This window comes from Nostoc sp. (assembly GCF_036917755.1).
Lineage (GTDB): Bacteria > Cyanobacteriota > Cyanobacteriia > Cyanobacteriales > Nostocaceae > Nostoc.
On the sequence record NZ_JBALFC010000025.1, the window covers coordinates 1 to 20,732 of the forward strand.

18 protein-coding genes are annotated in these 20,732 nt (G+C 41.1%); 14 read left to right on the plus strand and 4 right to left on the minus strand.

Going from position 1 to position 20,732, the window contains the following annotated elements:
* Window positions 1-222: 222 nt before the first annotated feature.
* From lpdA to V7L05_RS08045, 5 genes are all read left to right on the plus strand, one after another.
* Window positions 223-1,653 (plus strand): dihydrolipoyl dehydrogenase, encoded by a 1,431-nt coding sequence (lpdA, locus tag V7L05_RS08025; RefSeq protein ID WP_335163463.1) that lies wholly within the window; start codon window positions 223-225, stop codon window positions 1,651-1,653.
* Between the two features lie 10 nt (window positions 1,654-1,663).
* Window positions 1,664-1,804, plus strand: coding sequence for a hypothetical protein (locus V7L05_RS08030; RefSeq protein WP_335163465.1), 141 nt, complete (start codon window positions 1,664-1,666; stop codon window positions 1,802-1,804).
* On the plus strand, window positions 1,779-2,669 hold the full coding sequence (gene trpC, locus V7L05_RS08035; protein ID WP_335163467.1) for an indole-3-glycerol phosphate synthase TrpC: 891 nt from the start codon (window positions 1,779-1,781) through the stop codon (window positions 2,667-2,669). The genes V7L05_RS08030 and trpC overlap by 26 nt, the downstream gene beginning before the upstream one ends.
* 244 nt (window positions 2,670-2,913) lie before the next feature.
* Window positions 2,914-3,165, plus strand: coding sequence for a DUF5340 domain-containing protein (locus tag V7L05_RS08040; protein ID WP_292761636.1), 252 nt, complete (start codon window positions 2,914-2,916; stop codon window positions 3,163-3,165).
* A 315-nt stretch (window positions 3,166-3,480) separates the two neighbouring features.
* A complete protein-coding gene (locus tag V7L05_RS08045) occupies window positions 3,481-4,149 on the plus strand; it encodes a carbonic anhydrase (RefSeq protein WP_335163469.1) in 669 nt (222 codons plus the stop codon).
* Between the two features lie 286 nt (window positions 4,150-4,435).
* Here the strand turns inward: V7L05_RS08045 and V7L05_RS08050 are convergent, their stop codons facing one another.
* Together V7L05_RS08050 and V7L05_RS08055 are read right to left on the minus strand one after the other, a co-directional pair.
* Entirely contained in the window at window positions 4,436-4,594 is a 159-nt protein-coding gene (locus V7L05_RS08050; protein WP_334972139.1) for a YqaE/Pmp3 family membrane protein, read from the minus strand.
* A 140-nt stretch (window positions 4,595-4,734) separates the two neighbouring features.
* Complete coding sequence (locus tag V7L05_RS08055; protein WP_335163471.1) at window positions 4,735-5,082, minus strand: translation initiation factor; 348 nt, start codon at window positions 5,080-5,082, stop codon at window positions 4,735-4,737.
* Window positions 5,083-5,391: 309 nt separating this feature from the next.
* Here V7L05_RS08055 and trpB point away from each other — a divergent pair, with 309 nt between their 5' ends.
* The 4 genes from trpB (at window position 5,392) to V7L05_RS08075 (ending at window position 9,469) form a co-directional block, all read left to right on the plus strand.
* A complete protein-coding gene (trpB, locus tag V7L05_RS08060) occupies window positions 5,392-6,627 on the plus strand; it encodes a tryptophan synthase subunit beta (RefSeq protein ID WP_335163473.1) in 1,236 nt (411 codons plus the stop codon).
* A gap of 668 nt (window positions 6,628-7,295) precedes the next feature.
* Complete coding sequence (locus V7L05_RS08065; RefSeq protein WP_335163475.1) at window positions 7,296-7,823, plus strand: CAP domain-containing protein; 528 nt, start codon at window positions 7,296-7,298, stop codon at window positions 7,821-7,823.
* 378 nt (window positions 7,824-8,201) lie between these two features.
* Entirely contained in the window at window positions 8,202-8,750 is a 549-nt protein-coding gene (locus tag V7L05_RS08070) for a CAP domain-containing protein (protein ID WP_335163477.1), read from the plus strand.
* 89 nt (window positions 8,751-8,839) lie between these two features.
* Window positions 8,840-9,469, plus strand: a complete 630-nt coding sequence (locus V7L05_RS08075) for a ribonuclease H-like domain-containing protein (RefSeq protein WP_335163479.1) — start codon at window positions 8,840-8,842, stop codon at window positions 9,467-9,469.
* Between the two features lie 1,144 nt (window positions 9,470-10,613).
* Here the strand turns inward: V7L05_RS08075 and psaK are convergent.
* Window positions 10,614-10,874: a photosystem I reaction center subunit PsaK gene (psaK, locus tag V7L05_RS08080; RefSeq protein ID WP_335163481.1), complete on the minus strand. Its 261-nt coding sequence runs from the start codon at window positions 10,872-10,874 to the stop codon at window positions 10,614-10,616.
* Between the two features lie 626 nt (window positions 10,875-11,500).
* Here psaK and V7L05_RS08085 point away from each other — a divergent pair.
* From V7L05_RS08085 to V7L05_RS08095, 3 genes are all read left to right on the plus strand, one after another.
* On the plus strand, window positions 11,501-12,901 hold the full coding sequence (locus V7L05_RS08085; RefSeq protein WP_335163483.1) for a glycosyltransferase family 4 protein: 1,401 nt from the start codon (window positions 11,501-11,503) through the stop codon (window positions 12,899-12,901).
* Window positions 12,902-13,241: 340 nt separating this feature from the next.
* Window positions 13,242-14,969 carry an Rqc2 family fibronectin-binding protein gene (locus V7L05_RS08090; RefSeq protein ID WP_335163485.1) on the plus strand — a complete coding sequence of 576 codons (1,728 nt, stop codon included), beginning with the start codon at window positions 13,242-13,244 and terminating at the stop codon, window positions 14,967-14,969.
* Between the two features lie 602 nt (window positions 14,970-15,571).
* Window positions 15,572-16,351, plus strand: coding sequence for a class II glutamine amidotransferase (locus V7L05_RS08095; protein ID WP_335163487.1), 780 nt, complete (start codon window positions 15,572-15,574; stop codon window positions 16,349-16,351).
* A gap of 505 nt (window positions 16,352-16,856) precedes the next feature.
* On the opposite strand, the gene V7L05_RS08100 is transcribed toward V7L05_RS08095, so the two are convergent.
* The gene (locus V7L05_RS08100; RefSeq protein ID WP_335163489.1) at window positions 16,857-18,071 is read right to left on the minus strand and encodes an RNA-guided endonuclease InsQ/TnpB family protein; all 1,215 of its coding nucleotides are present in this window, start codon (window positions 18,069-18,071) and stop codon (window positions 16,857-16,859) included.
* A gap of 324 nt (window positions 18,072-18,395) precedes the next feature.
* Between V7L05_RS08100 and V7L05_RS08105 the strand changes: the two genes are divergently transcribed.
* Together V7L05_RS08105 and V7L05_RS08110 are read left to right on the plus strand one after the other, a co-directional pair.
* Window positions 18,396-19,160: a sulfite exporter TauE/SafE family protein gene (locus V7L05_RS08105; protein ID WP_335163491.1), complete on the plus strand. Its 765-nt coding sequence runs from the start codon at window positions 18,396-18,398 to the stop codon at window positions 19,158-19,160.
* Between the two features lie 306 nt (window positions 19,161-19,466).
* Window positions 19,467-20,609, plus strand: a complete 1,143-nt coding sequence (locus V7L05_RS08110) for a sulfate ABC transporter substrate-binding protein (RefSeq protein ID WP_335163493.1) — start codon at window positions 19,467-19,469, stop codon at window positions 20,607-20,609.
* Window positions 20,610-20,732: the final 123 nt, after the last annotated feature.

The window sequence follows — 20,732 nt, forward strand, 5'->3', positions numbered from 1 at the left end:
TGGTGACAGTAATCTGCTGTCGGGCTGGATTAGTTATTTACGGGCTGTGTACCGTGATTCACTAATCAACGAATCGCACGACTATAATTACTGAAAATATCCATCTTTGGGCTATTCATGCGTGAATCATAATTTCAGTTAGCAATACCGGAACCTTAAAGGGGTTGCGCTGATTGTCGGTCAAGTTGAGAATAAATAGACGAAGCACACGGGGAAACTAACGTGAGTCAAGGATTTGATTACGATTTAGTAATTATCGGCGCTGGTGTAGGCGGACATGGCGCAGCCTTACACGCCGTGAGTTGCGGTCTGAAGACAGCGATTATTGAAGCTGCTGATATGGGAGGAACCTGTGTTAATCGGGGCTGTATTCCTTCTAAGGCACTGCTGGCAGCATCTGGACGTGTGCGGGAGTTACACAATGCCCACCACCTGAAGTCACTGGGAATTCAAATTGGTAGCGTGGAATTCGATCGTCAAGCGATCGCTAATCATGCTACCAATCTTGTCTCGAAAATTCAAGGCGATTTAACTAACAGCCTCAAACGTCTAAAAGTCGATATCATCAGGGGTTGGGGAAAAATCGCTGGGGCGCAAAAAGTCGCCATTACCGGAGATGGCGGTGAAAAAATCATCACAGCCAAAGACATCATCCTTTCCCCTGGTTCAATTCCTTTTGTGCCTCCAGGGATTGAAGTAGACGGCAAAACTGTCTTTACCAGCGATCAAGGTGTCAAGTTAGAGTCGTTACCAGACTGGGTGGCGATTATTGGCAGTGGTTACATCGGCTTGGAATTTTCTGATATTTACTCCGCTTTGGGTTGTGAAATCACCATGATTGAAGCCCTAGATCAGTTAATGCCAGGATTTGACCGCGATATTGCTAAACTCGCCGAACGAGTGCTGATTACTCCCCGCGATATTGAAACGAAAGTAGGGATATACGCCAAAAAAGTCATTCCCGGTTCACCTGTGGTAATTGAGTTAGCAGATTTCAAAACCAAAGAAGATGTAGATGTCATTGAAGTAGATGCTTGCTTGGTAGCTACTGGACGCATCCCGGCGACTAAAAATCTCGGTTTAGAGTCTGTGGGTGTGGAAGTTGATCGGCGGAACTTTATCCCAGTTGACGATCGCATGGCAGTATTATCAGCAGGTGAAGTAGTGCCGCATTTGTGGGCAATTGGCGACGCTAATGGAAAGATGATGTTGGCGCATGCGGCTTCTGCTCAAGGCATCATTGCGGTAGAAAATATAGTTGGGAGGGAAAGAATAGTAGACTATCGCAGCATCCCGGCTGCGGCGTTTACCCATCCAGAAATTAGCTATGTGGGCTTAACAGAAACCGCAGCCAAGGAGTTGGGACAAGCCGAAGGGTTTGAAATCGCCACCAGTAAGAGTTACTTCAAAGGAAATTCCAAAGCATTGGCAGAAAATGAAGCCGACGGGATTGCCAAAGTGATATATCGCAAAGACACCGGAGAAGTCTTGGGCGTTCATATTTTCGGACTGCACGCCTCAGACTTAATTCATGAAGCGTCAGCCGCGATCGCAAACCGTCAATCTGTGCAAAGCTTGGCACATCTAGTTCACGCCCACCCGACACTTTCGGAAGTCTTGGACGAAGCTTATAAACGAGCGATCGCAATTTAGTCATTGGGGAATGGGGCATGGGGTATGGGGTATAGGTTATTCCCAATGCCCAATGCCCAATGCCCAATGCCCAATGCCCAATGCCCAATGCCCAATGCCCAATGCCCAATGCCCAATAACTAATTATGCAAATTCGTCGTCGTTCACCTAACCCAGCTATTAATGTGTCCATATTACGTTATCAGGCTGCCGTGCCTGATGCAGCGCCAAACAACATCTTGGAGGAAATTGTCTGGCAGAAAGAAGTAGAATATGACCAAATGCGGGAAAAGGTTCCTTTGCAGGAATTGGTCAAGCAGGTACTAACTGCACCGCCAACCCGTGATTTTATAGCCGCCTTGCGCCAAGGTAAGACTAAGCCAGCGTTGATTGCCGAAGTTAAAAAAGCTTCACCAAGTAAAGGTGTTTTACGAGCAGATTTTGACCCAGTAGCGATCGCTCTTTCTTATCAGCAAGCCAATGCCAGTTGTCTTTCTGTGTTGACAGATGTCAAGTTCTTTCAAGGCAGTTTTGACAACTTAGCTAAGATTCGGGCTGCCGTAGATTTGCCGCTACTGTGCAAAGAGTTTATCATTTATGCTTACCAGATATACTTGGCGCGGATTAAGGGTGCAGATGCAATTTTGTTGATTGCAGCTATCCTGGGCGATCAAGATTTGAAATACTTCCTGAAAATTGCTCACAAACTGAAAATGGCAGCCTTGATTGAAGTCCATAGTTTGGCAGAACTTGACCGTGTGTTAGCCTTAGATGGAGTCTCCTTGGTAGGAATCAATAATCGCAATTTGGAAGATTTCTCTGTTGATCTGCAAACTACTTGCGAACTCTTAGCTGCAAGGGGTAGCCAATTGCAGGAAAAAAACATCCTTGTTGTCAGCGAGTCAGGACTACACAACCCAGAGGATTTGAGTTTGGTGCTAACAGCAGGTGCATCTGCTGTACTCATTGGAGAATCTTTGGTAAAACAACCAGATCCCGGCGCTGCGATCGGCCGGATCTTGCCGACGAATTTCTGAAAGCAACACCGTCCCTGCGCCCCTTAGCGCAGGGCAACTAACTGCACACAATAGACGAACAGGCACACTATGTGTAGATACGCAGCACTTTGCTGTTAAGTTATCATCAATATCTTTGCCAAATCTTCATTTTTAATCAAATAAAAGCCATAAGCAACTAGTTATTTCTTATGTAACAATTTATTAACAAGAGACAAACTCTGACTAATACAAAATCCCAAATATGAAATCAAAATTTAACTTCATGGAGCAAATTCCTCTACCTTCACCTATTCACTACGAACTTATACTTCAACTTTTAGAAAGACAAACCATGTTAGCGGTAAATGATAATCCAGATTTACGGCATCAGGTGAATCAGCTAATTATTACTCTCCGTAAAGCTGCTGTGCAGCAAAAGCGACTAGAAGAAATTTGCGAGTTTTCCTCTGTAACTATTGATCACCGTTGGTCGATCAACCATCATCACGATAGCAAAGTTGTTGCCCCTGATTGAAGCTGATAACGTAATATCTAAACCTCACATTTGGGATCTTTGTTAAGTTAGCTTACTATCATCAGAAAGTTTATTGAAGTGGTCAGTAGTTAAAAATTCCGCCGCATTTTCTTGACTAAAATGCACAGTTTGGGGTGTGACTTAAAATGATTCTGGTTACAGAATTTTGACAATTTATACAATAATTATATTAATGCTGGAGAAAAAAATTGTCATCTTGATAAAATTTTAGCCCTGAAAAAGTTCATATTGATTTAGAGGAAACTGTAGATCAGCTAAAATATTGATCATATTCTCTCTCGAATTTGACGAAAGATGAAATATAACAGCATCGATGAACTCTTCAGGAATAATCAGGCTTGGGTTGCCGAGAAACTGACTCTAGACCCAACTTACTTCCAAGAATTATCTAACGGACAAACACCACCTTTTCTATACATCGGGTGTTCTGATAGTCGTCTAGCATTAACAAGCTTTACCCGTACTGAACCAGGAGAGTTATTTGTACATCGTAATATTGCCAATCAAGTTTCTCTGACGGATATTAACTTTTTAGCCGTTTTAGAATATGCAATTTTACATCTTGGGGTGGAACATATTATCGTTTGTGGTCACTACGATTGTGGAGGAATTAAGGCGGCTTTAGAAGGGAGAACCATCGGAATTCTTGATAACTGGGTAAATCCGATTCGGGAACTATATTTACAGAAACAAGAAGAAATTGATGCCTTGCCAACAAGAGAAGAACGTCTGAATCGTTTGGCGGAAATCAATGTTGTGGCGCAAGTAAAAAATCTTTACCAAACTTCCATCATGCGTCAGGTACTCTATGAACGAAAAGCGCCTATGGTTCATGGCTGGGTACTAGATATACGCACTGGATTGATTAAAGATTTGAACGTTTCAACTGTGCAATGGCAATTGCACATCTGCCCTTTGCTTCTAGAGTTTAGGCTCTACGCCATGTTAAAAAATGAGAGTTAATTCGGTATTTACCGCCACACAAAAATATACATTTGAGAGGTGATCAATCATGCCTTTACAACGTTTATTTGAAGTGAAATAAAATAAATAGTTGTTTTTCACCACACTCTTGTAAATTTTACGTCAAAGTTATAAATTATTTTTTTATATTTTTGTCCAATTAGAAGTTGCAGATATCTAATTCATAACTCTTTTCGTAGAGGCAATTCAGGAATTGCCTCTATGCAAATATTACTCAGAATCATTAACGCCGAGATTGGTACACTCAACCTACCCCTACAAAGAATTATTTCTTATAAATTATCCATACTGCATGAATAATCCCAGGAATGTAACCAAAAAGCGTCAAAAGTATATTAATCCAAAAGTCTATACCAAAACCTACTTGCAAAAAAACTCCCAAAGGCGGTAAGAAAATGGCACACAGAAGACGAACTAAATCCATTTGAACCTCCTGTTAATCTCATAAAAATAGCTTGTTGGCGAAGTAATTCACCACTGGTCAAGCATATTTGGACTTTTCAAAGATAACATTTCTTCTCTCAATCGAAGTCACGGCTAAGATGCGGTAAACCGCACTCAAGATTAGCCACCGCTAATTTTAGCTTTATAACCTAGCTTGATCAAAATCTCGACAATTTTCTGCTTGTGTTCGCCCTGAATTTCAATTTCGTTGTCTTTAACTGTCCCACCTGTCCCACACTGGGTTTTCAACTGCTTCACCAAATCGGCCAAGGTTTCCGCTTTGCCTTGAAAACCGCTAATCACTGTGACGGTTTTGCCTTTGCGTCCTTTGCGGGAAGCTTGTACTTTGAGATTTTGTTGTTGTGGGGGCAGTTCTGGAATTGGTCTTTCTGTGGCGGCGGGGTTGTCGTTGCCAAATTCGCGGTAGACAAAGCCTTTATCAGAAGATTTGGGATTGGAAGAAGACATAAAATGAATCTTTAAGAAAAATTTCAAAGGCAGTGGAAACTTCTACGCAACCATTCTGCTGGGATATCAATTTCTAGGCTAACATCACAAATCCATTGCAAACGATTCAAAGTAATTGGGCATGGGGCCTTAACGAAAAATTTAGTTCCCAGTCCCCAGATGTGCCTCAGACTTTCTATAGCAGTTCTCGTTTGGATGCAATACATGGTAAGGGCACAGCAATACTGTGCCCCTACGAGTGGTCTGTATTCCATGCAATTGAGAACCGCTATATAATAATTAAGTCATTCCCGTCATCAAAATCAACTCGTGACTACCACTCCCCTGTCTCCAAGTTCAACTGCTCAGGTTCCCGATACGCTAGGTCGCTTTGGACGCTTTGGCGGTAAGTATGTACCTGAAACGCTGATGCCTGCTCTTACTGAACTAGAAACAGCTTATCAGCAATACCGTAATGACCCTGGTTTTCAAGCAGAACTACAGGAGTTGTTACGGGACTATGTAGGACGTGCCACACCATTGTATTTCGCTGAACGCTTGACTGCTCATTATGCCCGACCCGATCGCACGGGTCCGCAAATTTATTTAAAGCGCGAGGATTTAAATCATACTGGCGCTCACAAAATTAATAATGCCCTCGGTCAGGTATTGTTGGCGAAACGCATGGGCAAACAACGGATTATTGCCGAAACGGGTGCTGGACAACATGGAGTTGCCACAGCTACAGTTTGCGCTCGTTTTGGGCTGGAATGCGTAATTTACATGGGCGTTCATGACATGGAACGCCAAGCTTTGAATGTGTTCAGAATGAAGTTGATGGGGGCAGAAGTGCGTCCAGTGGAGGCGGGAACGGGAACTTTAAAGGATGCCACTTCCGAAGCAATCCGGGATTGGGTGACAAATGTGGAAACGACTCACTACATTCTGGGTTCGGTAGCTGGACCCCATCCTTACCCGATGATGGTACGTGATTTCCATGCAGTTATCGGCGAAGAAACTCGCGCCCAAGCAATGGAAAAGTGGGGTGTATTGCCTGATATTCTCTTGGCTTGTGTGGGCGGTGGTTCCAATGCTATGGGACTATTCTATGAGTTTATTAATGAGTCTTCTATACGCTTAATTGGGGTTGAGGCAGCCGGAGAAGGTGTCAATACCGAAAAACACGCAGCAACATTGACAAAAGGACGAGTTGGTGTATTGCACGGAGCAATGAGCTATCTACTGCAAGATGAGGATGGGCAAATCATTGAGGCACACTCAATTAGTGCGGGGTTAGATTATCCCGGTGTGGGTCCAGAACATAGCTATTTGAAGGATATTGGCCGCGCCGAATACTATAGTGTGACGGATGCAGAAGCTTTAGCAGCATTCCAGCGATTGTCGAAATTGGAAGGAATTATCCCGGCATTAGAAACAGCCCATGCGATCGCTTACCTCGAAACCCTATGTCCCGAACTAACCGACAGTCCCCGGATTGTAATTAATTGCTCTGGACGCGGCGATAAGGATGTACAAACGGTAGCCAAGCTCTTAAATAACGCCTAAATATACATAAAAATACATCAAATTTTCGGGAAAAAGCAATCAATAATTCCAACACGCTAAGTACACCTTTGCGTAAAATCCTAGCGTTTTTAAACGGAGAGAAAGTATCGTTCATACTTACCCTCAAGAGTCAGTATAAAAGTTTCGTTTATACTTATGTTTGATTAAAATTTAAGTACAGTTACTAATTGATAAAAGTCATCTTGTCTTTACCTATCCCGAATAGGTAGAGGCAAATTTTTGTGATCCTAATTGTATGGGACTTATGTTAGTAAGATTATTTACTATCTTTAGATAAGTAACACCACTTAATAAATTACTGAAAATCTGGGTCTAAACATAATTTTGGGCAGGTAATACTTACGTATAATCTGATATTATTATCCCATAATTTTAATATTAATAGTTAACTTCATACCTACAGCTTACTGATAATTTAAGTGTAATCACTAGTTTCTAAAAATAACATTGTTTGAAAATCTCACAAGATGATGGTAAGGAGTCCAATGTTTTGTAAACAGCAAAATTCTCTCGTAAGATCGTGGATTCAAACGTTTGCTAGTAATTTTTGAACATAAAACGCCATAAATAGAAATATATAGACATATAATCAATTTGTCATACTGAGATTATTTTAGTTAGATTGTCTGCAACTTTACTTTCAGCAAATGATAAAGACAACAATCTACTCCGTTGCTTTAGGCACTATTCTTCTCAGTAGCGGAGCGATCGCTACTTCTGTAACAAATCAAACTTCTACGCCAGAATCTTCACAGGTATTAAGTAATACTGTTTATATCGCAGCATCTAGCGTCAACACTGCTAGTTTAGAAGGGTTGGTTTTCAATCAAATCAATGACTACAGAGCTTCTCAAGGGCTACCAAAGCTGAGTCGTAATTCTAAAATCGATAATCAAGCCAGGATTCACAGTCAGGATATGGCTAGTGGTAAAGTTCCCTTTGGACATACGGGATTTCCAGAACGTATTAACGCAATCGGTATTTCCTACAGAGCAGCTGGTGAAAATGTCGCTTCCAACGGGGGATATACTAACCCTGCCACAATAGCTGTTCAAGGATGGCTCAAAAGTCCAGGGCATCTAGCCAATATCAGAGGTAACTATGATAAGACGGGGATTGGTGTCGCTAGCAAGGATGGACGCGAAATCTACTTCACACAAATTTTCCTTCGCTGATACAGCAAATTTCAAGGAAAGTGAAGTACATAACGATTCGTCTCAAACCCAGGTATAAAGCCTGTTTTACTTCAGAATTCTGACTCCTGAATTCTGAATTCTGTTTGATAATGTAGTTTAAATGACATTTGTCTATTGAATACGACATTATTTTTTTAGTAATTCATGAAAATCTGAAATTATCAGCCAAAATAACCGTGATTTCATGAAGCTGACCTATTGAAGTATTGACAATTGGAAATGATTGTTTGTACTTGCCGTACAAGGATTTAGCCAGATTGCCGAAATTCATCAATCCTTAATAGGATCGTGGTATATATCGTTGGAACAATAGGGTAGAGTAGAAGTCTTATATCTCTACACATTACGCAATTCTCCATGTTCCGACAAACTGCTTTTGGCATCGCTTTAAGTGCGCTTGTCCTTGCTAGTGGATTAACGACTGTTCCGATACCAAATTATCCTTCTACGAATACATCCACCCGTAATAAGCTGTTGTCGCTTTTTTCGAGTCAGGTTGCAATATCGACTCCTACTTTTAAAACTACGGAGCTAGAAAAATCAGTTTTTGACGAAATTAATCGATATCGGGCTTCTAAAGGACTGCCAAAGTTGAAGCTAAATGCAAATATCACTCGACAGGCAAGAATTCATAGTCAAAATATGGCTAAAGGTAAAATCCCATTTAGCCATCAGGGATTTGAAGGGCGAGTCAAAGCTATCCCTCTTCGCTACAACAGTGCGGCGGAAAATGTTGCTTTCAACCGGGGATATAGCAACCCAGTGGAGGAAGCTGTTACTGGTTGGATAAACAGTCCCGGACATCTAAAGAATCTTAAAGGAAATTACAACCTGACTGGAATTGGTGTTGCTACTAATAATCAAGGCGAAGTCTACCTGACACAACTTTTCTTTCACACTAGGTAGATTTATTTGGTGATGTTTTTGCACAATAATAATGTAGTGTCTAACAAGACTTTTGTTTGCTGGACACTGCTATTATTTTTGAAAAATTCATGACATTACAAGATTTTCAGGTGAGCGATCGCGATCTCAGTGATGCAGCCCTTAGCCAGTATTTAGAATCTACAGCGATCGCAGTTGATACAGAAACGATGGGATTATTGCCACTGCGCGATCGCTTGTGTCTCGTCCAGCTGTGCAACCTCGAAGGGAAAGTGACTGTAATTCGCATAGCTAAAGGACAAGCTAACGCCCCCAACTTAAAAAAACTCTTGGAAGCGGTGAATGTCATAAAAGTGTTTCACTTCGCTCGCTTTGACCTTGCTACTTTACGAGCCAATCTGGGGATTCAGGTTGTCCCTGTTTTTTGCACCAAAATTGCTAGTAAATTAGCCCGTACTTACACAAATCGCCACGGACTCAAAGATGTGGTGCAAGAGTTAGAGCAAGTGGAACTGGATAAAAGCTCTCAAAGTTCTGATTGGGGTAACGCCGCTAGTTTATCTGAAGCTCAACTAAGTTATGCTGCTAATGATGTGCGCTACTTACTTAGTGTGCAGCAGAAGCTAATAGCAATGCTCAAACGAGAAGAACGTTGGGAAATTGCTCAAGAATGTTTTGAATTTCTGCCAACAATAGTTTCCTTAGATTTGTTGCAATTTAAGGATTTGTTTGAGCATTGATCAAACAGTATACCTGCCTTGAAAATAGAGAATGGGGAGTCGGGACAAGAAATTTTCATTGCTGGTTGAGAGTTTGACAAAGTACTAGAACACAAATTCAGTAATCCTGGAAGAACCTCTCCCCCAACCTACGCAGTTTAAGGTTTTTGGCGTTAATTAAACCGTATTGTTTTATAACCCACGTTCGCCCTTGGTGTTCCGCAGGAAAGGTGGGTTTTGCATGTGTAGATGCGGTTTCTAACCGCCTTTTTAATTTTCAAACTACAACCACAAAAAAATCTAAGCGATCGCAAACATAGCTGTATAATTTACAGCAAGTTTTTCATGTCGGTTAGCAATACGCCAAAATTGCTTGAGTCGATTGTTCGTAAGTTTTTCAGGATATAACGAGTTTGAAAACACGCCCTACTTACGCTCTCTTAACGGCTAAATACGTATCTATAGCAGGTATAATTACAGATGATTTTATATAAGTACTATTGCTATAAATAAGATGTTTAAGAAAATCTCAAAAATAAGTTTTTTGTGCATTCATGAAATTCATCCAGATCCTAAAAGTAGCTGTAATTCCTGTTTTGGCTGTATTTAGCTTTCTGTCTACATCAAATACAGCACTAGCTGACTACTTAACAAGCAACGGGATACAAGGTAAATACCATTATGAATTATGGTCTAGCGATGATAACAAGGATTACTACTTGAAAATTTGGCCAAATGATCAAGGAAGTCCAGAAAGTGCCCCATCATACTCCATAACTCAACATTTCTCCTCTAATGGGGAAGCTCTAAGTTATGTAGGGCAGCTCTAAGTTATTTTGATTCTCTAGGGAGGTAGTCCAGTAAAAGATGAAGAGAGTTTCAGACTCTTATTTAAATCCCGACTGAAACTGAAGCTACGTGTAGACGAACGCGAGTGCGTCTCCAAGAGTTGGGGGCTTATACCGTTTTACTTTAATAATGATACAAATACGTTGCTAGGGGCACAGCAATGCTGTGCCCCTACGAGCAATCTATATGTATCAGGGTTTGTGTGAAATAGTATTAAACCCTTTAATTTACGATAAAAAAGAGCCAGAGAACTAACTATCTGGCTCAAAGCTGGAGACAAAAGAATCATCAAATAAAAGCTAACTTGGGTAAAAACCTAAATTCTTCCCAGGTTATGCAGCCCTAAAACAGTGCCCACTCCTAAGATATGACCAAAGGCGGTAGTTGCTAAAAGGGCTGGTAAACCAAAACCACCAAAGAAATTGGCTGAGGGTAGTGCTGGTTCTGCATTGGGATACTTGATGGTAGATTTGCCAAAGGCAATGGCAACGATATTAGCCAGAATTATAATCAGCCCAACTGTCGGACTCCATTGCAGGGGTGTGGTTGCAGCAGCGAGTAAGGTTGAAGTAAACACCTGATTTGCTCCTGAAATTTCTTAATGTATTGAAAATATAATCTGAAACTTTCCGAAACAAATTCCAGAAAGTACCCAATTTTGCATCAATATTTAACACTTATTCTTACTGCTTAATACAATGTCAGCTCAACGCGGTGAGTTGACTGTGGTAACTGGTTTGAACTTAAATCTACAAACTAAGCGGCTTTTTTGTTTTAAATTATACCTTAATTACAACTCTAATTTCGTCGAATTCACGCCAATGCATCTACAACAATCCGTGCCGGAGTTACCAATAAAAAGATCCCCGACTTATTGAATAAGTCGGGGATCTGAGCCTCTAGGTGGACAGCAAATCAAATAGGATTGCTATATCTATGGAATTGTATTTGTATCAATTAGATAAAAATATAATTTTCATCTATCAAAAGTATGAAATATGATAGTTAGAAGAATTTTTTATATCTAAATAAATTAAATCCAAATACTTAATTTAAAGCATACTTCTGGCAGAAGATATAAAAATCTTAGACATATTAAATTAAAATAAATATTAATCAAAGTTCTTAAACAATTCAAGTAAGTGTGCTAGACACGAACTGGAAACAGCCTAAAACTTTGTTAAAATCAGCAACACACAAACTATGAACTCTACCACCGAAAAACGTATTGCCTTGATTTCCGTCCACGGAGACCCGGCGATTGAAATAGGGAAAGAAGAAGCTGGGGGACAAAATGTTTATGTGCGCTACGTGGGTGAAGCACTAGCGCGGCTAGGATGGCAAGTTGATATGTTTACCCGCAAGGTGAGTCTGGAGCAAGACTCGATTGTTGAACACAGCGACAATTGTCGAACTATTCGTTTAAAAGCTGGTTCCCTTGACTTTGTGCCGCGAGATGAGATTTTTGAATATCTGCCAGAATTTGTGGATAATTTCCTCAAATTTCAACTAGAAAATGACTTTACATACCAGTTAGTTCACACTAACTACTGGCTCTCTAGTTGGGTGGGAATGGAGTTGAAGAAAATCCAAGGAAGTAAACAGGTTCACACATACCACTCCTTAGGAGCAGTCAAATACAACACTATAGAAAAAGAAAATATTCCTCTGATTGCGAGTCAGCGATTAGCAGTGGAAAAAGAGGTGTTGGAAATAGCAGAGCGAATTGTGGCGACAAGTCCGCAAGAAAAGGAACATATGCGATCGCTAGTTTCCACCAAAGGGAATATCGACATCATTCCCTGCGGTACAGATATTCAGCGATTTGGTTCGATTGCACGAGAACCAGCCAGAGATGAATTGGGTATTGACAAAGAAGCGAAAGTTGTATTATATGTAGGACGTTTTGACTCACGCAAAGGTATAGAAACCTTAGTGCGTGCAGTCAACGAGTCTGGGCTACGCGACTCCAACAATCTCCAGCTAATTATTGGTGGTGGTAGTACTCCAGGTAACAGCGACGGCATAGAGCGCGATCGCATTGAACAAATCGTCAACGAATTGGGGATGAGCGACTTTACCACTTTTGCCGGTCGTCTGAGTCAAGATATTTTGCCAACTTATTACGCAGCTGCCGATGTTTGCGTTGTTCCCAGTCACTACGAACCCTTTGGACTCGTGGCGATCGAAGCGATGGCAAGCAATACCCCAGTTGTAGCTAGCGATGTCGGCGGACTTCAGTTTACTGTGGTTCATGAAGAAACTGGTTTATTGGCAGCATCACAAGATGTCGATGCCTTTGCCTCTGCCATTGACCGAATTCTCTTAAATCCAGAGTGGCGAGACGAATTGGGTAAAGCCGGTAGAAAGCGTGTTGAAAGCAAGTTTAGTTGGGATGGCGTAGCAAATCAACTGAGTGAACTTTACACCCAACTGTTGCAGCCCCAACCAGTAGCCTCAACAGCAAAAGAACTAGTGCAGTCAACAACCGAACTAGTGCAATCAACAGCAAAAGAACTAGTGGAGTCAGCAGTAGAATTAGTGCAGTCAACAGCCGAATTAGTGGAGTCAACAGCAAAAGAGGCAGTTTTGATTGCTAAATAATTCTCTTGCATCAAATTAAAGCAGTTACAAATACTGCAAATACTGATAGTACTTTGGGTTTAACTTTGCCAGCGTAGGCGTTGGCGTAGCCTCTCCAAGAGTTGCCCGCCGTAGGCATCGCTTGAGCTTGCAAAACTCCACACCAAAAACAGACTGTATAAAAAAGTAATTTGTCACCCAAGTGCAGAAGTCTATCTGATGATATATTTCTGCGTTTTTTTATTGGCAGCTATCACCAAACCAAGTAACCGCTATGATAGTTGAGGTCTGCTATGCTTTGACTAAACGAAAATAAAAGCATAGCGATCGCTATGCTTTTGAATGTTAATAAGTAATCGCTTTGCAACCAGTTGACTTTACCACTCTCACAGCTGCTTGTAGCGAAATTCGCGCTAACTGGCTGCCCTCGCGGACAGAACAGGTTTATCAGCGCGATCGCTACACCATTGCCATAGCATTACGCACCCTGAAACAACGGGATTGGCTACAAATTTCTTGGCATCCCCAAGCTGCACATATTTGTATTGGTGATCCACCACCGCGATCGCCAGATACCTTCACCTTTAGCCAACAACTGATACACCAATTGGGTGGTTTGGCACTGGTGGCGATTGAAGCGATCGCACCTTGGGAGCGGGTTATTGATTTGCAATTTGCCCGTCGTCCCGGAGAAAGCGCCCTATATCATGTCTATGCAGAAATCATGGGCAAGTATAGCAACGTCATTCTCACCGATGCCAGCAATATAATTATCACCGCCGCCCATCAAGTCAGTCAGCAACAATCTAGTGTTCGTCCCATCCAAACCGGACAACCTTATGAAACACCACCGAAACTTACTGGGCCTGTCCCTAGTTTGAACGAATCTCAAGAACGTTGGCAAGAACGGGTAAGTTTAGTCCCAGGAGCAATCAAGCGGCAATTGCTAAAAAGTTATAGTGGCTTGAGTGCAGCATTACTGGAGTTAATGCTACTAGAAGCAAATATCGCACCAGAAACATCCACCGATAGCCTCAACCCTGACGATTGGCGACGGCTGTTTGAGCGTTGGCAAGAATGGCTGCAAGCTTTGGATTCCAGTAAGTTTAAACCCGCTTGGACAAAAGATGGTTACACCGTAATGGGTTGGGGTGTAGTTGAAAACGTCAAAAATATTCAGGAGTTACTCAACCGCTACTACAGTAACCAGATTAACGAACAGTTATTTTCACAATTACGCCATCAGTTGAGTCAGAAATTGCATAATATTCTGACGAAATTACGGAATAAGGCTCAAACCTTTAAGACGCGCTTGCAGCAATCAGATCAAGCCGATGAGTATCGCCAAAAAGCTGATTTATTGATGGCTCACCTGCAAAACTGGGAACCGGGGATGAAAGAAATTATCCTTGCTGATTTTGAGACAAATTTACCAGTAGCGATCGCTCTCCAGCCAGATAAAAATGCCGTCCAAAATGCCCAAAGTTTATACAAACAGCACCAAAAGCTCAAACGCGCCCGTGCTGCTGTCGAACCGCTACTCTTAGAAGTACAGACAGAAATTGAGTATTTAGAGCAAGTAGAAGCTGCGATCATTCAGATAGACACCTACCAAACAGCAGAAGATTTGCGAGCTTTAGAAGAAATCCGCGAAGAGTTGATTGGACAAAAGTATCTAGAAGATCCAGAATACCGCAGCCGCAGCGCTAACGAAGTCCCTAGCACCAACTTTCATCGTTACGTTACCCCTGGTGGCTTTGAAGTATTAATTGGTCGTAACAATCGCCAAAATGACCAATTGACCTTTCGTGTAGCTGGGGATTATGACCTATGGTTTCACGCTCAAGAAATTCCAGGGAGCCATGTGTTACTACGTCTAGAACCGGGTGCTGTTGCAGAAGAAACTGATTTGCAATTTGTAGCGAATCTTGCCGCCTACTACAGTCGCGCCCGTCAGAGCGATCGAGTGCCAGTAGTTTACACTCAGCTAAAACACGTCTACAAACCCAAAGGAGCCAAACCGGGAATTGCCATTTACAAGCAGGAGAGCATCCTCTGGGGAAAACCACAATTAGTCATTAGTCATTAGTCATTGGGCATTGGGCATTGGGCATTGGGCATGGGGCATGGGGCAATTCAATTTTGGATTTTGGATTGACGATTTTGGATTAAATTTCAATTCTTTAATCCAAAATCTAAAATCTAAAATCTAAAATTCTCACTCTCCCTTATCTCCCTTATCTCCCTTTCTCCCCTGCTACCCTGCTACCCATCTATACCCTGCAATCTGCTGAATTAGCCTGATAGATAAAGGCTTTTAAGCTTTTTTCCCATCTTTTTTAATGAATATTCAGGAAAAATCTGTGTTGGCTGTTACAATATTGTTAAGAAAAGTTGCCCCTTGCATTTTGGGAACGCGCAATTGGGTTTTAACTCTCTTGAGAAGACAACGCAAAAAAGATTTTCTAGACCAGCTGTGGGATGCTGGTCTTTTTGTATTTAAAGCGCTTATAGGTTAAAGAACTTTTGGTGTAAAGATGGTATGTATGCCCTTGGTACATCAATAGTATTTTTGAACTAACAAAAAATGTCAAGTTAAATACGCTTTTAAATTTACAAAAGGCTCTAAAATAGTACGTCAATGGTATGAATAATTTTCTTCATCCCTGAAACTATTGCTATGGCGTTATTATGTGCCAATTGCTCGGAATGAATTGCAATGTTCCAACGGATATTTGCTTTTCTTTTGAAGGGTTTTCTGCACGGGGAGGAAAAACGGATGATCATAGCGATGGTTGGGGCATTGCTTTCTTTGAAGGAAGGGGATGTCGGATGTTTTTAGATGCCCAACCTTCTGTTGCTTCTCCAGTAGCGGAGTTGGTGCGGAGTTATCCCATCCACTCGACCCATGTCATAGCCCATATCCGCAAAGCCACTCAGGGTGAAGTTGCCCTACACAACTGCCATCCTTTCCGCAGAGAATTGTGGGGTCAGTATTGGGTGTTTGCCCACAATGGTAATTTGCCAAATTTTGATCCGGAAAATTTGGGCTTTTATCAAGCCGTAGGTGACACCGATAGTGAAAAAGCATTTTGTATGATGCTAGAAACATTGCGATCGCACTTTCCTGATGGTAAGCCTGATATTAAGGAACTGTACCCTGTGCTGCAAGAAATTACTGGTGTAATTGCAAAACTGGGTATATTTAATTACTTGTTATCAGATGGAGAACACTTTTTTGCTTATTGCTCAACTAAACTCAGCTACATTGTTCGCCAAGCGCCCTTTGCAGCCGCTCATTTAATTGATCAAGACATGACCGTAGATTTTCGAGAGGTGACTACCGAACGCGATCGCGTCGCTGTCATTGCTACCACACCCCTCACTGACAACGAAGTTTGGACACAAATCCAACCGGGAGAATTACTAGTTTTTCAGGACGGATTGCCTCTAAAATATGCATTCACCTAAGAATCTGATCCTGTTAGCGAATTCAAAAATTAACCAGATATTTTTCCCATTTAGATACTTTCTAGATGGGTTTTGCTTTTCATGCTTTTCATATTCAGTAATTTACAGTTAATTTTCAGGTAAATAGACTCGCTATTTATGGACACGGTAATACTCATACATGTCAACTGAAAGTAAAAGCTAGTAAGCAAAAAAGTTTTAATATATTGCCTCAATATTGCCTCGTTCCTAGTCAGAGACTATTGGTGACAACTTAAGCTCAAACTTACTATGTCAATAAGCATTTATGCTGAAAAATTCGGTTTGAAAGGGACAAAAAACGAACTTTTTCAGGGACTATTAATGCTTTGTTTATTAGCATCACTCCCAGCTTGCGTATAAAAGGCAGAAAAAAGTTAACTTTATACTTCGTTTCTCACCAAACCTATCGTTGACAAATGGGTTTTAACCTTAAGTTGACACTAATGGTCAGAGACTAGGAATGCCCTCTTTGACACTCTCAGGTCTAAAGACACTGAGATTCTTGTTTCTTCAACATAACTTGCTCAATCAGGGTTGCCCCAGAAAGAGTAGCGGTTTCATCTCCCCAAGCGTTGCTTGCATCAAGTGCAAAGGTTCCGGTATGCCCTACCGTACCCAATCCCCGACTAAGGATAATTCTAGCTGCGTTTTCGTCCCTATCCATCACACAACCACACAAACATACGTGCGTCCTAGTGGATAGTGTTTTCTTGACGATTTCACCGCAGCTAGAGCATTCAAGGCTTGTATATTGCGGATTAACCGCAACCGTAACTTTCTTAAATACCTTCCCAAAGTATTCAATCCAAACACGGAACTGATACCAAGATGCGTCATTAATAGACTTAGCTAAACAATGATTTTTCACCATGTTTTTAATCCTCAAATCTTCGTAGGCGATCAAGTCGTTAGACTGAACTACGCACCGTGCTAATTTCACAGCATGGTCTTTACGTTGCCTACTTATTTTGAGGTGGCGCTTTCCTAAAAAAGTCTTAGCCTTGCCCCTGTTCTTTGAACCTTTTACTCTTCTAGAAACACGACGCCCAAGACGCTTGAGAACTTTTTCACCAATACGAAGAAACTTAGGGTTTTCAACCATTGTTCCATCGGAGTCGGTGTAGTACTCTTTTAGCCCGACATCTAAACCAACTGTATTTCCAGATGGCTCTATACTTTCTTGACGGTCTACGTCAATGCAAAACTGAGCATACACACCATCTGCACGTTTTACCAATCTTACCCGTTTAATTTGGTTAATTTGATAGAAGTGTAGGTCACGAGTACCTTTGAGCTTTAACCACCCAATCCCCTTTTTGTCGCTGAAATTTATGGATTTGCGATCATCAGCAAGTTTCCATCCTGATGTTTTGTACTCAACAGAACGACAGTCTTTCTGGAACTGAGGATACCCCTTTAAACCTGGAATACCCTTCTTGCAGTTATCATAAAACCGAGAGATAGAAGACCATGCTCGTTCAGCAGAAGCTTGACGATCCATTGAATTAAGTTCATTAGCAAAGGGAAAGTTAGCTGCAAGTACAGCACAATATTTCTGCAAATCGTTTTTACCTGTATCTTTAACATCCATCCATAGCCGAATACAGCTATTACGAATGAACTTAGCAGTCCGAATTGCATCATCTACTGCTGTAAACTGGGCTGACTTCCCATAAGCTTTAAACTCAAAAACAAGCATTTCCTTCTTAGACCTGGAAAGGAGCTTTTAAAAGGGTTTCACCTTCAGTTGACACACATAAGTAATGTTCTGTAGAACAGATGTGGTTCACTGTTAAAATTTACCAATTTATACAACTTTCCCCAACTTAGTTGTTACCAATTTATATAAAAAATACCACTTTTATTGGTATAAAATCTATAGCTTTACACTGAATTATATCTAGATTAATATAGTTAAAACAAGGCTGTAAGTTTTTTCAAATAAGAGCTTTAGATATCTTTTGGCTATTGCAAGCATCCTTGTAAAAAATGTATTTTTAACAACATAAAAAGAAAATATCTAATGACTGCTACCCAATTACTCCTCCTCATAACAATTTTCTTTATAACAAGTATATTAAGTGTAATTACAGGAAGCACTTCTTTGATTACCGTCCCTGTAATGTTGCAATTGAGTATCGAACCCCGTACTGCTCTTGCCACTAATATGTTGGCATTAACCTTTATGAGTATTGGTGGTACATTGCCTTTTGTTGGTAAAAAAGTAATTGACATCAGTCGCTTGCCAATAATTATTTTCCTAACGCTTTTAGGCTCAATTATCGGTGCATTACTTGTTTTAGTTGTACCTTCAAAATCGATGCCTCTGATTATCTCGATTTTGATGATTGTGGTTGCCGTGTTTTCAATCAGCAATCGGAATGCTGGAATCGTTTCCAGAATAAAGAGTCCATCACGAATAGCAGAAATTGGTGGATATGTGGCAACTTTTGTACTTGGTATTTATGGTGGTTTCTTTAGTGGTGGCTATGTCACCATGCTCACAGCAGCTTATGTCAACCTATTTCGGATGACGTTTGTTCAGGCGGTAGCAAACACAAAGTTTATCAACATTTTTTCTTCGCTGATTGCCACCATTATTTTCTTTATACAGGGAATAGTTGATTACAAACTAGGTATTATTCTGAGTATTACTATGTTTATCGGTGGAATCGTCGGCTCGCGGGTTGCCCTTAGACTAAGCAACATCTGGTTGCGGCGTATATTTCTCACTACAGTAATTGTGCTTGCACTCAAGACGTTACTTGATTTTGTTGCACTGGTTTGAGCGAAGCCGATGTCTACGATGGGCTACGCCGATCGCTAGAATAAACTATCTTCAAAAATTAGCAATTCCCTAGCAAGTTGCTTGATACAGTAAGTAGTCAATTGTAATGACAACTTGATAGTTGGAAGTAAAGTATTTCTAATTCCTCACAGAACTGGTAAAATCACCATGTTCTTGATAAAGAATGTGAGGTTCTTAGGTGTTTGCAACTAGATATATGGAATAATCCAGTATTACAAACAGTACATATAATAGTGTATAACTGTATTCCCATCAACTATCTGTAGATTTAATGGAGAAAATAGAATGAGTTTATGGCAACGCCCACTGAAAAGGTTACAAGCGATCGCTGAACATAGAACGTATCGGTTCAGACTAAATTCACTCAAAGGCTTTCTATCACTCTTTTTGGTAGGTACTGTATTGAGTGTGGCGCTTGCCGCCTGCTCCGGTGGAAGTGAGAGTAATTCTTCCACACAAACCCCTGCTGCTAGTCCTGTTGCTGCAAGCAAGGATAATGTTGAATTAACTCTGGTATCCTTTGCAGTTACCAAAGCGGCTCACGAAGCGATCATTCCTAAGTTTGTAGAACAGTGGAAGAAAGATCACAACCAAACTGTCACCTTCAAGCAAAGCTATGGCGGTTCTGGTTCCCAAACTCGCGCCGTTATCGATGGTTTGGAAGCAGATGTTGTTCACTTGGCGCTGGCTGGAGACACTTCAAAGATTGAGAAAGCTGGATTGATTCAGGCAGGATGGGAGAAAGAAGTTCCTAATAATGGTATTGTTTCCAAATCGGTGGCAGCATTAGTCACGCGTCCAGGAAATCCTAAAAACATTAAGACTTGGCAAGATTTATCTAAAGACGGTATAAAACTAATTACTGCTGATCCAAAAACATCAGGAGTTGCTCGCTGGAATTTCTTAGCTCTTTGGAATTCAGTGATTAAAACTGGTGGAGATGATGCTAAAGCGACTGAGTTTGTTACCAAAGTGTACAAAAACGTGCCCTTGCTGACTAAAGATGCCCGTGAAGCTACTGATGCCTTTTTCAAGCAAGGTCAAGGTGATGCCCTAATTAACTATGAAAATGAGATTATCTTGGCAGAACTAAAGGGTGAAAAGTTGACTGCGATCATCCCTGATGTCAATATCTCCATCGACAATCCCATCGCCGTGGTAGACAAAAATGTTGATAAACACGGCAACCGTGAAGTTGCTGAAGGTTTTGTGAAATATCTATATACTCCAGAGGCTCAACAGGAGTTTGCAAAATTGGGATTCCGACCGGTGGATGAGACTTTGACCCTAAGCAAGGAAGTTGCAGATAAATTTCCCAAGGTGAAAACTCTGGGTACAGTTGCAGACTTCGGCGGTTGGGATGGAATCAATAAGAAGTTCTTCGCAGATGGAGCTATTTTTGACCAGATTCAAGCCAAAAAAAAGTAATTAGTCTAAATAATTCGTAATTCGTAATTCGTAATTCGTAATTGAAGGACAGACCAACTAACTTGTTTTCGGCACGCTGTGCGAAGATTTGTGGGGTAATAATTACGAATTACGAATACTGGC

Bases quoted from the DNA above. Each gene is read 5' to 3' on its own strand.
- V7L05_RS08030 (WP_335163465.1), top strand. From the start codon at position 1,664: ATGGGGCATGGGGTATGGGGTATAGGTTATTCCCAATGCCCAATGCCC.
- trpC (WP_335163467.1), top strand. From the start codon at position 1,779: ATGCAAATTCGTCGTCGTTCACCTAACCCAGCTATTAATGTGTCCATA.
- V7L05_RS08040 (WP_292761636.1), top strand. From the start codon at position 2,914: ATGGAGCAAATTCCTCTACCTTCACCTATTCACTACGAACTTATACTT.
- V7L05_RS08045 (WP_335163469.1), top strand. From the start codon at position 3,481: ATGAAATATAACAGCATCGATGAACTCTTCAGGAATAATCAGGCTTGG.
- V7L05_RS08050 (WP_334972139.1), bottom strand. From the start codon at position 4,594: ATGGATTTAGTTCGTCTTCTGTGTGCCATTTTCTTACCGCCTTTGGGA.
- V7L05_RS08055 (WP_335163471.1), bottom strand. From the start codon at position 5,082: ATGTCTTCTTCCAATCCCAAATCTTCTGATAAAGGCTTTGTCTACCGC.
- V7L05_RS08065 (WP_335163475.1), top strand. From the start codon at position 7,296: ATGATAAAGACAACAATCTACTCCGTTGCTTTAGGCACTATTCTTCTC.
- V7L05_RS08070 (WP_335163477.1), top strand. From the start codon at position 8,202: ATGTTCCGACAAACTGCTTTTGGCATCGCTTTAAGTGCGCTTGTCCTT.
- V7L05_RS08075 (WP_335163479.1), top strand. From the start codon at position 8,840: ATGACATTACAAGATTTTCAGGTGAGCGATCGCGATCTCAGTGATGCA.
- V7L05_RS08085 (WP_335163483.1), top strand. From the start codon at position 11,501: ATGAACTCTACCACCGAAAAACGTATTGCCTTGATTTCCGTCCACGGA.
- V7L05_RS08095 (WP_335163487.1), top strand. From the start codon at position 15,572: ATGTGCCAATTGCTCGGAATGAATTGCAATGTTCCAACGGATATTTGC.
- V7L05_RS08100 (WP_335163489.1), bottom strand. From the start codon at position 18,071: ATGCTTGTTTTTGAGTTTAAAGCTTATGGGAAGTCAGCCCAGTTTACA.
- V7L05_RS08105 (WP_335163491.1), top strand. From the start codon at position 18,396: ATGACTGCTACCCAATTACTCCTCCTCATAACAATTTTCTTTATAACA.
- V7L05_RS08110 (WP_335163493.1), top strand. From the start codon at position 19,467: ATGAGTTTATGGCAACGCCCACTGAAAAGGTTACAAGCGATCGCTGAA.